General features: G+C 68.8%; 15 protein-coding genes and 1 tRNA gene. 9 read left to right on the forward strand and 7 right to left on the reverse strand.

Annotated elements, in window-relative coordinates:
* Nucleotides 1-620 precede the first annotated feature (620 nt).
* Nucleotides 621-1,109 (forward strand): hypothetical protein, encoded by a 489-nt coding sequence (locus tag ACIOSR_RS10410; protein WP_402752570.1) that lies wholly within the window; start codon nucleotides 621-623, stop codon nucleotides 1,107-1,109.
* Nucleotides 1,110-1,130: 21 nt separating this feature from the next.
* Here ACIOSR_RS10410 and ACIOSR_RS10415 read toward each other — a convergent pair whose 3' ends face one another.
* Together ACIOSR_RS10415 and ACIOSR_RS10420 are read right to left on the reverse strand one after the other, a co-directional pair.
* Nucleotides 1,131-1,730 carry a hypothetical protein gene (locus ACIOSR_RS10415; protein WP_402752571.1) on the reverse strand — a complete coding sequence of 200 codons (600 nt, stop codon included), beginning with the start codon at nucleotides 1,728-1,730 and terminating at the stop codon, nucleotides 1,131-1,133.
* A gap of 94 nt (nucleotides 1,731-1,824) precedes the next feature.
* A tRNA-Leu gene (locus ACIOSR_RS10420) sits at nucleotides 1,825-1,908 on the reverse strand.
* A 108-nt stretch (nucleotides 1,909-2,016) separates the two neighbouring features.
* Between ACIOSR_RS10420 and ACIOSR_RS10425 the strand changes: the two genes are divergently transcribed.
* The 7 genes from ACIOSR_RS10425 (at nucleotide 2,017) to pknB (ending at nucleotide 11,056) form a co-directional block, all read left to right on the forward strand.
* Complete coding sequence (locus tag ACIOSR_RS10425) at nucleotides 2,017-2,730, forward strand: DUF3662 and FHA domain-containing protein (protein ID WP_043595272.1); 714 nt, start codon at nucleotides 2,017-2,019, stop codon at nucleotides 2,728-2,730.
* On the forward strand, nucleotides 2,727-3,248 hold the full coding sequence (locus tag ACIOSR_RS10430; protein ID WP_402752572.1) for an FHA domain-containing protein: 522 nt from the start codon (nucleotides 2,727-2,729) through the stop codon (nucleotides 3,246-3,248). The genes ACIOSR_RS10425 and ACIOSR_RS10430 overlap by 4 nt, the downstream gene beginning before the upstream one ends.
* 6 nt (nucleotides 3,249-3,254) lie before the next feature.
* Nucleotides 3,255-4,502, forward strand: a complete 1,248-nt coding sequence (locus tag ACIOSR_RS10435) for a PP2C family serine/threonine-protein phosphatase (protein WP_043595276.1) — start codon at nucleotides 3,255-3,257, stop codon at nucleotides 4,500-4,502.
* An 85-nt stretch (nucleotides 4,503-4,587) separates the two neighbouring features.
* Nucleotides 4,588-5,943, forward strand: coding sequence for an FtsW/RodA/SpoVE family cell cycle protein (locus tag ACIOSR_RS10440; protein WP_402752686.1), 1,356 nt, complete (start codon nucleotides 4,588-4,590; stop codon nucleotides 5,941-5,943).
* On the forward strand, nucleotides 5,943-7,418 hold the full coding sequence (locus ACIOSR_RS10445; RefSeq protein ID WP_173154021.1) for a penicillin-binding protein 2: 1,476 nt from the start codon (nucleotides 5,943-5,945) through the stop codon (nucleotides 7,416-7,418). The genes ACIOSR_RS10440 and ACIOSR_RS10445 overlap by 1 nt, the downstream gene beginning before the upstream one ends.
* Nucleotides 7,415-9,193 carry a protein kinase domain-containing protein gene (locus ACIOSR_RS10450; RefSeq protein WP_056044207.1) on the forward strand — a complete coding sequence of 593 codons (1,779 nt, stop codon included), beginning with the start codon at nucleotides 7,415-7,417 and terminating at the stop codon, nucleotides 9,191-9,193. Before ACIOSR_RS10445 ends, ACIOSR_RS10450 begins: the two co-directional genes overlap by 4 nt.
* Before the next feature lie 156 nt (nucleotides 9,194-9,349).
* Entirely contained in the window at nucleotides 9,350-11,056 is a 1,707-nt protein-coding gene (pknB, locus tag ACIOSR_RS10455; RefSeq protein WP_123571113.1) for a Stk1 family PASTA domain-containing Ser/Thr kinase, read from the forward strand.
* Nucleotides 11,057-11,173: 117 nt separating this feature from the next.
* On the opposite strand, the gene ACIOSR_RS10460 is transcribed toward pknB, so the two are convergent.
* From ACIOSR_RS10460 to ACIOSR_RS10470, 3 genes are read right to left on the reverse strand one after another with little or no spacing between them, the layout of a single operon-like run.
* Nucleotides 11,174-11,812, reverse strand: a complete 639-nt coding sequence (locus ACIOSR_RS10460) for an aminodeoxychorismate/anthranilate synthase component II (RefSeq protein ID WP_123571112.1) — start codon at nucleotides 11,810-11,812, stop codon at nucleotides 11,174-11,176.
* Nucleotides 11,809-11,970 carry a hypothetical protein gene (locus ACIOSR_RS10465; RefSeq protein ID WP_173154031.1) on the reverse strand — a complete coding sequence of 54 codons (162 nt, stop codon included), beginning with the start codon at nucleotides 11,968-11,970 and terminating at the stop codon, nucleotides 11,809-11,811. Before ACIOSR_RS10465 ends, ACIOSR_RS10460 begins: the two co-directional genes overlap by 4 nt.
* 2 nt (nucleotides 11,971-11,972) lie before the next feature.
* Complete coding sequence (locus tag ACIOSR_RS10470; protein WP_159828366.1) at nucleotides 11,973-12,749, reverse strand: class E sortase; 777 nt, start codon at nucleotides 12,747-12,749, stop codon at nucleotides 11,973-11,975.
* 152 nt (nucleotides 12,750-12,901) lie between these two features.
* Between ACIOSR_RS10470 and ACIOSR_RS10475 the strand changes: the two genes are divergently transcribed.
* Nucleotides 12,902-13,135 carry a cell division protein CrgA gene (locus ACIOSR_RS10475; protein WP_043595289.1) on the forward strand — a complete coding sequence of 78 codons (234 nt, stop codon included), beginning with the start codon at nucleotides 12,902-12,904 and terminating at the stop codon, nucleotides 13,133-13,135.
* 161 nt (nucleotides 13,136-13,296) lie between these two features.
* Here the strand turns inward: ACIOSR_RS10475 and ACIOSR_RS10480 are convergent, their stop codons facing one another.
* Both ACIOSR_RS10480 and ACIOSR_RS10485 read right to left on the reverse strand, forming a co-directional pair.
* Nucleotides 13,297-14,145 carry a rhomboid family intramembrane serine protease gene (locus tag ACIOSR_RS10480; protein WP_159828368.1) on the reverse strand — a complete coding sequence of 283 codons (849 nt, stop codon included), beginning with the start codon at nucleotides 14,143-14,145 and terminating at the stop codon, nucleotides 13,297-13,299.
* Nucleotides 14,146-14,685, reverse strand: a complete 540-nt coding sequence (locus ACIOSR_RS10485) for a peptidylprolyl isomerase (RefSeq protein WP_056044214.1) — start codon at nucleotides 14,683-14,685, stop codon at nucleotides 14,146-14,148.
* Between the last annotated feature and the right edge of the window lie 115 nt (nucleotides 14,686-14,800).

The following is a 14,800-nucleotide window of genomic DNA, read 5'->3' on the forward strand; positions in this document are numbered from 1 at the left end:
GCGGCGATCGAGCACGACGACCGAGACACTCCCCTGCCCGTGCGGGGTCATCGTCTCGCCTTCGTCACGCCGGGCATCGACTCGGTCGGTGACGCCTTCGCACGGTTGAGCTTCGTCACGTCGAGCGCCGTCGCGTCCTCGAAGCGCCCGAGCAACTCGGTCACGCTCCGAGTCGAGGGCCGTGACGATTCGCACCTCGTCCATCTTCCCCTCGCCGGCTCCGCTACCGAGATCACGCGCCTCCTGGCGGCCATCTGGGATCCCGATGCGGTCGAGCTCCTCGACAGGGCGATCGTCGACACCCATTTCGACGTCTTGCAACGCCCGGGCTCATGGCCACGAGTCGGACCCGTCACGTTCTTGTCCGCGCGCTCGCATCCTCGTGCACGTGAGGTGGGACTGTCGGTCGCGACCACGCAGTCGACGACGGGCGGGACCCTGATCCTCGTCGGAGGCGGCACATCGCCCGATGCGTACCTCGAGGCATGCCTCACGACCTCGAGAGAACTGGCGGACTCAGGAGTACTCGGGCCCGTGCCGTCCGCTCACGACTCGGAGCCCCATGGCATGCCTGCCGTCGACGGCGGTCGGGCACACGAGTCGAAGGGAGAACCGGAGTCATGACACGACATGAGAACCCACCCGGGCTCGAGCAAGAGCGCTCTGCGCTGAGAGGGGTCGGTCTGGCTCTTCATGGCGAGATCGCCGCGGGCTTCGATCGCATCGAGGCCGAGATCAGCATCGCCGGTGGTGTCTCCTCTGGAAAGAAGCGCCTCTACCGCCCGGACGGGACGTACGACTCCATCATGGGCAAGAGAGACTCCACCCTCCGTGCTCGTGAACTCAGAGAGGCCATGTACAGGCCGGGGGCAGGAACATGGTTCACCGCCTGGTTCACGGTCACTGCCGTAGGGAAACTCAGCACGCGATTCGACTACGACAACGAACCCGAACTGGGCCACTTCGCCGCCGAGGCGTACCGAGCCGACTTCGACGAGTTCCCCCGCACTCCCGAGAACACCCCGGATTGGCTCGCCGCCATCCTCGCCGGCGCCCCGACCCGCCACGACCTGGTCGGCCGCGACCACGGAGACGATCGAAGACGATGAGGCCCTACGGGCCGAGACGCCTCAGAGCGGCAGCACGGCCTCTTGGGCGAGCGGGTCGCCGTCGATCGCGATGTCGTTGAGCTGCCGGCCGACGAACTCCGCGGCCTCGACCGTGTCCGACTCGATCCGGTGCCCCGTGCCCTCGACGACGAGCGCCCAGGCGACCGGACCCCCGGAGGCGCGGGTCACCTCGAGACGGCAGCGCGTCAGTTCGCGGTCCTGTCCGAATCGCATCTCCGACAGGTCGGTGATGACCATGCACTCGAGGTCGTCGAGGAACCCGTGGAGGGTGGCGTCCCTCGCGATCTCGAGCCGCGCCTCCTCGTCGAGGCCGTCGGCGGACGAGGTGAAGCGCGTGCCCTCGACGGTCCGGACGATCCACGAGACGTGGTCGCCGACGGTGACGAAGGACTGCATGCTGCTGATCCTCGGCCCGATGTCGGCATGCGCGTACACCGGGGGCAGGTCGGTGACGCTGACGACGATGCCGTCGCGGCGACCCACGACGCGGCGGTCGGAGTCGACGACGATGCGCTGGTTGCGAGGCACCCACGGGGCCTTCGGGAACTCGTCGAAGAGCACCTCGTCGAACTCGAACACGACCGCGCTGTGCTGGCTCATCGCACAAGACAACCACTGCACGGGCCGACGGCGACGGGTGGGACCAGAGCCGGGAAAGAGAGAAGGCCCACCCGGAGGTGAGCCTTCACGTTCGTGCGCGAGGGGGGACTTGAACCCCCACGCCCTTTCGAGCACTGGCACCTGAAGCCAGCGCGTCTGCCAATTCCGCCACTCGCGCGAACTCGTAGACTTTAGCATGCGTGGGACGCCCGAAAGAGCACCGGTGAGTCCCTTTCACTCGTTCGGGCTAAGATCGGGCGACCAGAGACCCCGAACCTGGAGACCCATGGGACTGCTCGACAACTTCGAACGCGGGCTGGAGCGCGCCGTCAACGGCGCCTTCGCCAAGACGTTCCGTTCGGGCGTGCAACCACTCGAGATCACGAACGCGCTGCGCCGTGAGCTCGACACCAAGGCCGCGGTGGTCTCGCGTGACCGCATCCTCGTGCCCAACGAGCTCCAGGTGCGCCTCGCCCCCATCGACTACGAGAAGATGTCCGGCATCGGTCCGGCCCTGATCGACGAGCTCACGCAGCTCACCCAGCGGCACGCCACCGCCCAGGGGTACCAGTTCGCCGGGCCCCTCGGCATCCGCCTCCGCGAGGACGACTCGCTGAGCGTCGGCATCATGTCGGTCGACTCGCGCAACCTGCGCGGCGAGGTGCAGTGGAAGCCGTTCGTCGAGATCGACGGCAAGCGCCGTGAGCTCAGCGGTGCCCGCACGATCATCGGCCGCGGCAGCGACGCCGACATCACCGTTCAAGACACCGGTACCTCCCGTCAGCACGTCGAGATCCTGTGGGACGGGTCACGTGCCCAGGTCCGCGACCTCGGCTCGACGAACGGCTCGAAGCTCAACGGCAACCCCCTCACCAAGGCGCCGCTGCAGCCCGATTCGGTGATCCAGATCGGTCGTACGCGTATCGTGTTCCGCGTGCTCCCCCAGTCATCGACGCCCGACCCCTTCGACGGGCCCGACTCCACGGGTGGCCGACGATGACCTCAGCCCTCACCCTGCTGGTGCTCCACTTCGGCTTCCTGGCCGTCCTGTGGCTGTTCGTCTTCGTGATCGTGTTCGCGCTGCGGAGCGACCTCTTCGGGCAGCGGGCGCGCAAGATGCCCGCCGACGCCTCACCCGGCAAGGCGAGCTCGACCGCCACCGCGCCTCCTGCCCCCGCCCCGCGTCCCGCGCCCGCCGCGCCGGCACCGACGCCTCAGGGTGACGGGCGCGCCACGCGCCTGGTCATCACCAAGGGCGCCAAGGCCGGCCTCGAGATGCCCCTCGGCGACGGGCCGCTCACCATCGGGCGGTCCCAAGAGAGCAACCTCGTGATCCGCGACGACTACACCTCGACCCACCACGCGCGCCTCATGCTCTGGAACGGCCGCTGGGTCGTGCAAGACCTCGACTCCACCAACGGCACGTTCCTCGCCGGTGAGCGCGTGTCGGTCCCCACCCCCGTGCCCACGGGCGCGACCGTGACGATCGGGCAGACGAGCTTCGAGCTCCGGCGGTAGGCCCTCATGACGACGCACGCCAAGAGTGCCGCTCTGTCCAACGTGGGCAAGATCCGGTCCAACAACCAAGACAGCGGCTACGCCGGCACGCAGCTCTTCGTCGTCGCCGACGGCATGGGCGGGCACGCGGGCGGCGACGTCGCCTCGGCCATCGCGATCCGACGGATCCGCGAGACCGACCGCGTCTACACCTCGCCGGGTGACGCCGAGTTCGCGCTGCAGTCGTCGTTGATCGCCGCGAACCAGTTGCTGGCCGAGACCGTCTTCGAACACCAAGAGCTCACCGGCATGGGCACCACCGTCAGCGCCATGCTGCGCGTCGGTGACAGCATGGCGATCGCCCACATAGGCGACTCGCGCATCTACCTGTTCCGCGAGGGCGAGCTCAGCCAGATCACCGCCGACCACACCTTCGTGCAGCGCCTGGTCGACAGCGGTCGCATCACGCCAGAAGAAGCGGCGGTGCACCCGCGACGCAGCGTGCTGATGCGCGTGCTCGGCGACGTCGACGCGGCACCCGAGATCGACACGGCGACCCTCGGCACGCAGCCCGGCGACCGCTGGCTGATCTGCTCGGACGGCCTCAGCAGCTACCTCGCCGAGGAGCGCATCAAGAAGGCCATGGCCATGGGCCTCGACGCCGAGCAGACGGCCCGGCGCCTCGTGAAAGAGACCCTCGACCACGGCGCCCCCGACAACGTGACCGTCGTCATCGTCGACGTCGACGAGTCGGGCGACTCGGCACTCGACGAACCCGTCACGGTCGGGTCGGCCGCCGCACCGCTCAGCTTCGACAGCGACGCCGGGCGCAAGCAGCTCCGTCTGCCGACGATCCTGCTGCACCCGCTCAAGGTCGCCACGACGCCGGAAGACAGCCACTTCGAGCCCGAGAGCGACGAGTACCTCGCCGAGCTCATCGCCGAAGACAAACGTCGCCGTCGCCGTCGCCGCATCACCTGGCTGACCGCCCTCGTCGTGGCGATCGCCGCGCTCGTCGCCGGGCTCGTGCTGACCTACCAGTGGACGCAAGACCACTACTACGTGGGCGAAGAGCGGGGCACGGTCGTCATCTACAAGGGCGTGCAACAGAGCCTCGGGCCCATCGGCCTCTCGAGCGTCTACGAGACCACCGACGTCCAGGTCGACGACCTGCCGAACTACACGCAGACCACCGTGGAGGACACCATCAACGCCGGTTCCCTCGCGGACGCCAGGGCCATCGTCGAGAGGTTGGCCGATGCCAGCAACCCCTGACGCACCCGGTGGTGACGCGACCGAGGTCATCGGTCGCGTAGGAGGCGCGCGCAAGCCGTCCGCGAAGGCCTCGCGTCCCACGAACATGACGCAGGCGATCTCGCTGCGCCTGCGCGAACCCGCGCGCCTCCGCAACCTCGAACTGCTCATGCTGCTGATCGCCTGCGGCGTCGCCGCCGGAGCGATGGTGCTGGTCCAGCTCGGTGCGACCGGCGAGGTCGACCCGACGGTGCTGATCGCCGGCTCGATGGTGCTGGGCCTGGCCCTGATCTTCCACGTCGTCCTGCGGGTCGTCGCCCGCGAGGCCGACCCGTTCGTCATGCCGATCGCCGTCACCCTGAACGGCATCGGTATCGCGATGATCTACCGCCTCGACCTGGCCGAGGGGCGTGAGGGCTGGGGCGCGCTGGGCATCAAGCAGATGGTCTGGACCGTCCTCGCGATGGTGATCGCCCTCGCCGTGCTGCTCGTGATCCGCAACTACCGGGTGCTCTCGCGGTACCGCTACATCGCGATGTTCGTGTCGATCGTGCTGCTGCTGCTGCCCCTCCTGCCGGGCATCGGCCGCGAGGGGCTGAACGCCCGCGTGTGGATCGACATCGGACCGTTCTCGTTCCAGCCGGGCGAGATCGCCAAGATCACGCTGGCCATCTTCTTCGCCGGCTACCTCGTCACCGCCCGCGACAACCTCTCGCTCATGGGGCCGAAGATCCTGGGCATGCGGTTCCCGCGACCACGCGACCTCGGGCCGATCCTCATCGTCTGGCTCGTCGCCATGGGCGTCCTGATCTTCCAGCGCGACCTCGGCACCTCGTTGCTCTACTTCGGGTTGTTCCTCGTCATGATCTACGTGGGCACGGGGCGCGCGAGCTGGATCGTGCTCGGCGTCGGCCTCTTCCTCGGAGGGGCCCTGATCGCCAGCACCTTCCTGGGGTACGTGCAGGGCCGTTTCGCCGCTTGGCTCAACCCCTTCGCCCAGTCCGAGTACGACGCCGTCGGCGGGTCGTTCCAGCTCGTCCAAGGCCTGTTCGGCCTGGCGAACGGCGGACTGATCGGCACGGGGCTGGGTCAGGGCCGTCCGCAGACCACCCCGCTCGCCGAGAGCGACTACATCTTCGCGTCGCTCGGCGAAGAACTCGGCCTCACCGGGCTCTTCGCCATCCTGGCGCTCTACCTCCTGCTCGTCTCCCGCGGGTTCCGCATCGGCTTCGTGGGTCAGGACGACTTCGGTCGCATGCTCGGGGTCGGCGTCGCCTTCGTCGTGGCCCTGCAGGTCTTCGTGGTCATGGGCGGTGTGACGAGGGTGATCCCGCTCACGGGCCTCACCGCTCCCTTCCTCGCCGCGGGCGGCTCGTCGCTCGTGGCCAACTGGATCATCGTGGCCCTGCTGCTGCGACTGTCCGACTCCGTGCGCGACCAACCGAGGCTGGTGATCGGCTGATGAACAAGGAACTCCGACGCGTGAGCTACGTGGTGCTCGCCATGTTCGTCGCGCTCTTCCTCTCGACGACCTACATCACGGCGTTCCAGGCCGATGCGCTGAACGCCGACGCCCGCAACTCGCGGGCCCTGCTCGCCAGCTACTCGGCGCAGCGCGGTCCCATCCTGGTCGGCGGCCAGGCGATCGCGCAGTCGACCCCCGTCGACGACCAGTACGAGTTCCAGCGCACCTACTCGCAGCCCGACCTCTACGCACCCGTCGCCGGCTACTACACGCTGGGTCAGGGGTCCCGAGGCATCGAGGACGCCATGAACCGGTACCTCACGGGCAACGCGAACTCGCAGTTCTTCGACCAGGTCAACTCGCTGCTCACGGGTCAGGACCCCGAGGGGGCCACGGTCAACCTCACCCTCGACCCCACCGTCCAGCAGGCGGCCTACGACGCCCTCGGCTCGAACTCGGGCTCGGTCGTCGCGATGGACCCGAAGACCGGCAAGATCCTCGCGATGGTCTCGAAGCCCAGCTACGACCCGAACCCGCTCGCCAGCCACGACCGTCAGACCGTCACCGACGCCTACGACTCGCTGATCGCCGACCCCTCGGCTCCGCTGCAGAACCGGGCGATCCAGGGCGACCTGTACGCACCGGGGTCGACCTTCAAGCTGATCACGACGGCGGCTGCGCTCGAGAGCGGCGACTACACGCCCGACAGCGCCTTCCCCAACCCGTCGACCCTGACGCTGCCGGGCACCAGCACGAACATCAACAACGCCGAGGGCGGGAGCTGCGGCGGCGGCGAGACGGCCACCATCGCCACCGCCCTCCGCCTGTCGTGCAACATCCCCATGGCGCAACTCGGCCAGGCCCTCGGTGCCAAGGCCCTCCAGGATCAGGCCGAGAAGTTCGGCTTCGGCGACGACTCCATCGGCGTCCCCCAGGCCGTCACGCCGAGCCAGTTCCCCATCGAGGACTCCAAGGGCCAGGCCATCAACGACGCCACCCTCATGCTGCAGTCCTTCGGGCAGGGCTCCGACCGCGTGACGCCCCTGCAGATGGCCATGGTCTCGTCCGCCATCGCCAACGGCGGCACCGAGATGAACCCGACCTTGATCGAGAGCGTCCTGAACCCCGACCTGAGCCCGGTCGAGGATTTCTCGCCCTCCGAGTACGGCAAGCCCATCAGCTCCCAGACTGCGGCCACGATGACCGACATGATGGTGCAGGACGTCGCGAACGGTGCGGCGAGCAATGCAAGAATTGACGGCGTCGACGTCGCCGGCAAGACAGGAACGGCCGAGAACGGCCCCGGCGAGCCGTACACCCTCTGGTTCACCGGGTTCGCGCCTGCTGCTGACCCCGAGGTCGCGGTCGCGGTCGTCGTCGAGAACGGCGGCGGACAGGGCCAGTCCGCATTCGGCAACAGTGTCGCGTCACCGATCGCGAAGAAAGTACTAGAGGCGGTGCTGAACAAATGAGACCATCCGGCGGAGTCACCTTCGGTGGGCGTTACCAGCTGTCGACCCGAGTCGCCATCGGCGGCATGGGCGAGGTCTGGGAAGCCACCGACCTCGTCATCGGCCGCACGGTCGCCATCAAGATCCTCAAGGACGAGTACCTGGGTGATCCCGGATTCCTCGAGCGCTTCCGCGCCGAGGCCCGTCACGCGGCCCTGGTCAACCACGAGGGCATCGCGAACGTCTTCGACTACGGCGAAGAAGAGGGCAGCGCTTACCTGGTGATGGAGCTCGTCCCCGGCGAGGCCATGTCGACGGTCCTCGAGCGCGACCGCGTCCTGCCGACCGACAAGGTCCTCGACATCGTCGCGCAGACCGCCTCGGCCCTCCAGGCCGCCCACGCCGCAGGTCTCGTGCACCGCGACATCAAGCCCGGCAACCTGCTCGTCACCCCGGACGGCCGGGTGAAGATCACCGACTTCGGCATCGCACGCATCGCCGACCAGGTTCCGCTGACGGCCACGGGCCAGGTCATGGGCACCGTGCAGTACCTCTCGCCCGAGCAGGCGAGCGGCCACCCGGCGTCCCCCAGCACCGACATCTACTCGCTCGGCATCGTCGCCTACGAGGCCCTGGCCGGTCGTCGACCGTTCACGGGCGAGTCCCAGGTCGCCATCGCGATGGCACAGATCAACGAACAGCCGCCCGACCTCCCGTCGACGGTCTCCGAACCCGTTCGTCGTCTCGTCCTGTCCTGCATCGCCAAGAAGCCGGGCGAACGGCCGGCGACGGCCTCGGCCCTCGCCCAGGCCGCCCGGGCCCTCCGACGCGGCGACGTGGCCGCCGCGACCGTCGCCGTCCCGGCGATCGGCGCCGTCGCCGCCACGCCCGCCGACACGGCGACCCAGGCCTTCAACGCCCAGGACGCCACGACGCAACTGTTCGATCCGATGGCCACCCGTGCCCAGAGCGCCGCCGGCGGTGCTGCCGCGGGCTACGTGGCCGGTTCGGCCGATCCCGACGCCCTGCGCGACGGCGACGACGAACCCGACGAGAAGAAGCGCAGTCCGTGGTTCTGGCCGCTGATCGTCCTCGCCGTCCTGGCCGTCATCGCCCTCGTCGTCGGCATCGTCTTCGCGGTCGGCAACACCGACGATCCCGCGCCCGCGCCGACGACCTCGAGCAGCACGCCGACGCCGACCCGGACGACTCCGACGCCCACCCCGACCCCGACGTCCGTGACGGTGTCCTCGGGCGACTACGTGGGGCTGACCGAGGCCGCTGCCCGCGCCTCCCTCGAAGAACTCGGCCTGCAGGTCGACTCGGCCGACGCCGGGTCGAGCGCTCCGAGCCCCGACCAGGTCGGCACCGTCGCCAGCATCGACCCGACGGGTGCCCTCGAGAAGGGCTCGTCGGTGACGATCTACATCTACCGCGCGGCCCCGACCCCTGCCCAGCCCTCGACGCCCACCGCCACCCCGGGCCAGATCGAGGCCGGCGACACCGCCACCATCAACTGGCCCGCCTACACGGGGTGCCCGACCGGTTACTCGCTGACGGGCTACTCGTACACGATCACCGGCGGGACCGACACCTCGGGTCAGTCGGCCGGGGGCCTCGGTGCCAACGCGACGTCCCTCACGGTGACCGCCTCGGCCGCCGGCAACCTCACGGTCAGCTACGTGGCCAACTGCGGTCAGATCGCGTCCGAGCCGTCGCCGGGAGTCACCATCACGGTGACGGCCCCGGCCACGTCACCGGCCCCGAGCCCCTCGGAGGGCACCGACCCTCAGTAGGTCCGATCGTGACCCCGGTCGTGCAGACGACCGGGGTCACGAAGCCCTGACAATCATCCCTTCGGCCTAGGTCCGTACCCAGTCCGGGGGCTACCGCCCCGGTACACTGGCTCCGACCGTGTCGCCAGACAGGGGTGGGTCGTTGGGAGAACAGGCGTGGCTGAAGGTGTGAGAGAGAGCATCCATCTCCTCGCCAACCGGTACCAGATCGGTGACCTGATCGGCCGCGGTGGCATGGCCGACGTCCACGTCGGCACCGACGCCCGACTCGGCCGCAAGATCGCCGTCAAGCTGATGAAGCCCAGCCTCGCGACCGATCCGGCCTTCCGGTCGAGGTTCCGCCAAGAGGCCCAGGCCGCCGCCCGCATGGCCCACCCGACCATCGTCCGGGTCTTCGACGCCGGCGAAGAGGTCGTCCGCGACCGCCGCGGGCTCGACGTGGTCGTCCCCTTCATCGTCATGGAGTACGTCGAGGGGCGTCTGCTCAAGGACATCGTCGCCGAAGGCCCACTCGACCCAGACGAGGCCGTGCGGGTCACCTCGGGCGTGCTGACGGCCCTCGAGTACTCGCACCGGGCGGGCGTGGTCCACCGCGACATCAAGCCCGGCAACGTCATGTTGACCAACTCGGGCCAGGTCAAGGTGATGGACTTCGGCATCGCCCGCGCCATCAGCGACTCGGCGGCCACCGTCGCGCAGACGACGGCCATCCTCGGCACCGCGCAGTACTTCAGCCCCGAGCAGGCGCGCGGCGAGACCGTCGACGCCCGCACCGACCTCTACTCGACCGGCGTCATGCTCTTCGAGTTGCTCACGGGCAAGCCGCCCTTCACCGGCGACAGCGCCGTCGCGGTCGCCTACCGTCACGTCAGCGAGCCTCCCGTCCCCCCGAGCACGCTCGAGCGACAGGTCAGTCCGGCGCTCGACGCCGTCGTCCTGCACGCGCTCACCAAAGACCGCTTCGACCGCTTCCAGAGCGCCGCCGAGTTCCGCGACGACCTCGAAGCCGCGGGCGCCGGTCGTGCTCCGGCCCGCCGGCCGCACGCGGTCGACGCCGGCTCCACGCTCTTCGGCGTCAACCCGCACGCGAATGCGGGCAGCGAGGCCGCGCTGAAAGAACTGCAGTCGGACGACACCGGACGGCCCCAACGAACGCAGACCCGGCCGCCCGTCGCCTGGATCTGGGCGGGCATCGTGCTCGTGGCCGTCGTCATCGTCGCCGTCGTCTTCTGGGTGGTCAACCTCACGCCTCCCACCGTCGACAACGCCCAGTCGTCCCGCATCCCCGACCTGGTCGGGGTCAGCTTCGAGACCGGATCCGCCCGCCTCGACGACCTGGGCCTGACGGTCGTCCGTGCCGACGCCACCAGCCCGACGATCGATGCCGGCGACATCGTGTCGACCGATCCGGAGCCCGGCACGTCCGTCCCGAAAGAATTCGCCGTCACGGTGACCGTCTCGTCGGGGCCCCAACTCGTCGCCATGCCGTCGGTCACCGGTCAGACCGTCGACGCCGCTTGGCAGGCCATCACCGATGCTGGTCTCGAACGGGGCCAGCAGAGCTCCGACTACTCGCCCACCGTTCCCGAGGGGTCCGTCCTCTCGTCCGATCCGGCAGCGGCTGCCCAGGTCGCCCTCGGCTCGGGTGTCGACATCGTGGTGTCCAACGGTCTCGTGCAGCTTCCCGACGTCACCCGCCAGCCCTCAGAAGAAGCCATCACGACCCTGCGCGACCAGCTCGGTCTGGCGGTCACCCCGCAGGCCGACCCCGGCTGCACCGGTGAGACGGTGTCGGGCATGAGCGTCCCGCCCGGCGACGTGGCTCAGGGCTCGGCGGTCACCCTGCGCATCTGCACCGGCTGAGCCCTCGCAAAAGCCACGGAGGGACGCCGAGGTCCGACGAAGCCAGTTCGACGCTCGGAGCGAGACGCCGGGAGCACGACGCTCGGACTTCGACGTCCGGACGACGGGCTCGGACGTTCAGCCCAGGTCGACGAGCGGGTCGAGCCCCCGGGCCGTCACGGCTGCCCCCGGCAAGCCGGCGACCGACAACCAGTTGCCGATCATCTGGTAGCCGCCCTGGGTCAGCACCGACTCGGGGTGGAACTGCACGCCGTAGACCGGCGCGGAACGGTGCTGGAGGCCCATGATGACGCCGCCCGTGGTGCGCGAGGTCACCTCGAGCGTCTCGGGCACCGTCTCGTCCACCACGGCGAGCGAGTGGTACCGCGTCGCGGTGAACGGCTGCGGGACCCCGTCGTAGAACGCGCTGTCGTCGTGTTCGACCTTCGACGTCTTGCCGTGCATCAGTTCGTCGGCGTGCGTCACGGTGGCCCCCAGCGCCTCGGCGATGGCCTGGTGCCCGAGGCAGACGCCCAGCAGCGGCTTGTCGGCCGCCAGGGCGGCGTGCACGACGTCGATGGAGACGCCGGCGGCAGCGGGGGTCCCCGGGCCGGGCGACAGCAGCACGGCGTCGTACTCGGCGATGCGGTCGGCGGTGTCGGCCGCGTCGAACGCGTCGTTGCGGACGACGTCTGTCTCGGCGCCCAACTGTTGGAGGTACCCGTTCAGCGTGTAGACGAAGCTGTCGTAGTTGTCGAGGACGAGGATGCGCGTCATGGTTGCTCCACGGTGACGTCGGGGGTGGGCAGGAGTTCGTTGACGTAGGGGAAGACCCACTCGACGAGGGCGAACAGCACGGCGGCGATCAGGACGAGCACGAGCACGAGCCTGACCCACCAGGGTCCGGGCAGGATGCGCCAGAGGGCGGCGTACACGGTCAGCCTCCGATTCCGGCAGCGGCGAGCTCGGCGGGTGCGCCGGCCGACAGCGGCTGCCACGAGTCGAACACACCGTAGGCGACGATGCGTTCTTGGGCGGTGAACATCGGATTGCAACTCGTCAGGGTGATCAGGCGGTCGCCCGAGGTCGCCGACACGTCGGGAGCGTCGGGCACCTGCTGCAGCACCGAGACCTGCGTGGCCTGGACGTACTGCAGGTTGCGGAACGAGTACGTGAACCAGCCGTCCTGGGTCTGGACGTACATCTTGTCGCCCTCTTGCAGGTCGGCGATCTCGTTGAACGGCGCCCCGTAGGTGGTCCGGTGGGCGGCGATGCCGAAGTTGCCGACCTGGCCGGGCATCTGCGTCTCGTCGTAGTGGCCGATGCCGATCTTGTTGAGGGTTCGCACGGTACTCGTCCCCCCGGCGATCGGGACCGCGTAGTCGGCGCCGAACCGTGGGACGTAGAAGTTGGCGAACTCCTCGGCCTCGCCGGGCGCCGCCCCCACGGGCGGCTCACCGTACGAGCCGTCGGACGACGGCTCGGGGGCCGCAGTCGCCGCCTGGTCGAACTGCTCGCTCAGCCGTGCCGCCTCGCCCTTGTGGGCGTCGGCGACGACGAGGTCGTTGAACCACTGCTGCCACCCGATGAAGAGCAGCACCAGGACGCCGGCCGTGATGAGCAGTTCTCCGAGGACGCTGACGAAGGAGGCGCGGGATCGACGGCGACGCTTCGTGCGTCTCGAGAGCTGGGCCTCGCCCCCGTGGTCCGTCATGACTCGATTCTAGGCGGGCTCCGCTCCCCCGGAGACTGTGGCGGCCACCGGTGGACAACGTGTGGAGAGCATGTGGAGAACGCGCGCGTACCCGGGGACGGACGTGGCGACCCTCCCAGGACCGAAAAGGGCCTCACGGTACACTGTGCGCCATGGCCAAAGACACGAACCGCAGCACGAAGCCCGCCCGCACCGCAGAGGACGCGCCGAACCCCGTGTGGTTCAAGCCGGTCATGTTCGGCTTCATGCTCGTCGGTCTCGCCTGGATCGTGGTGTTCTACGTCAGCCAGAGCACCCTCCCGGTGGCATCGCTCGGCTCGTGGAACATCTTGGTCGGCTTCGGGATCATGTTCATCGGGTTCTTGATGACCACCCGGTGGCGCTAGAACGCACCTTCGAACTTACACGCCTGTAACTATCCCCATTGTGGGAAACCCTGTGGATAACTTTCCTGTGGATAACTCCGGCGGGTGAGATCGAATCGGCCGACGAGAAGAGGCGGCTCCCCGATGGGGAGCCGCCTCTCGTCGTTGACCGTCCGGGTGGTCTAGAACAGCCCGACCAGTTGGGCCGATCTGGCCAGGAGCACCGCGACGACGATCACGCCGATCGCGACGAGCACCGCGATCTGCACGGCGTGCTTCGACCGGTGACGGGTCTTCGAGAACAGGAACGCGATCGCCCCGCCCACGACGATGCCCCCGAGGTGGGCCTGCCACGCGATGCCGGGCACGATGAACCCGATCGCGAGGTTGATGCCGACCAGCACCAGGAGCTGGATGCTGCGACCACCGAGGCTGCGGGCGATGACGAAGAACGCCGCCATGAGGCCGAAGATGGCCCCGGAGGCACCGACCACGAAGCTTCCCGGCGCCAGGAGGGCGACAGCGGCCGAGCCGCCGATCCCCGAAAGGAAGTAGAGGGCGGCGAACCGACCTCGCCCCAACTGACGTTCGAGTTCTGCCCCGAAGATGTACAGCGAGTACATGTTGAAGAGGATGTGCAGGATGCTCCCGTGCACGAACATGGTCGTGACGGCACGCCAGGGCTGCACGATCTCGAGCGGCGGGTAGAACGCCAGGGCCCGTGTGACCACGCCGTTGCCCGTCCCGGTCACGAGCTGCAAGAGGAACACCGCGACGGTCACGCCGATGATGCCGTAGGTGACGACGGGGGCGCCACGCCGAGACGCGCTACGGACCCGACCGACCACCTGCGGTTGGAGGCGCGGTGCGTTGCCCCGCGCCTCCTTCACGCACTCCGGGCAGTGGACCCCCACCGCGGCGGGCGTCTGGCACTCGCCACAGATGGTGCGACCGCACCTCTGGCAGAGGACGAAGCTCTGCCGGTCGGGGTGCCGGTAGCAGAAGTTCGAGCGGTCGTGCGGATCGGTCACCTAGACCTCGTCGATGGTGACGCTCTCGAGCACCACGTCCTCGAGGGGCTTGTCGCGCGCGTCGGTCTTGACGGCCTCGATCGCGTCGACGACCTTCTTGGACTCGTCGTCGGCGACCTCGCCGAAGATGGTGTGCTTGCCCTGCAGCCACGGGGTCGGAACCGTCGTGATGAAGAACTGCGAACCGTTGGTGCCCTTGCCGCCGCGCGAGCCGGCGTTGGCCATCGCGAAGATGTAGGGGGCGTTGAAGTTCAGCTCGGGGTGGATCTCGTCGTCGAACTGGTAGCCGGGCCCGCCGACGCCCTGGCCGAGCGGGTCGCCGCCCTGCAGCATGAAGTCCTTGATGATGCGGTGGAAGACGACGCCGTCGTAGAGCTTGTCGGTGCTGACCTTGCCGGTGGCCGGGTGGGTCCACTCTTTGGTACCGGTGGCGAGGCCGACGAAGTTGGCGACGGTCTTCGGGGCGTGGTCGCCGAAGAGGTTCACCTTGATGGTGCCGTGGTTGGTGGTGAGGGTGGCGACAGCGGTGTGCGTTGACATGTCGTCATTCTTCCACAGCCACCTCTGCGCACCAGCGACTCCCCAGGCACCGTTCCGTGACCTGTCAGGAACCTCCGTGCCACACTGGGACGGGCCAGCAACTCTGGCTCCACTG

Origin of the sequence: Frigoribacterium sp. NPDC087798, from assembly GCF_044742985.1 — a bacterium.
Taxonomy (GTDB): Bacteria; Actinomycetota; Actinomycetes; order Actinomycetales; family Microbacteriaceae; genus Frigoribacterium.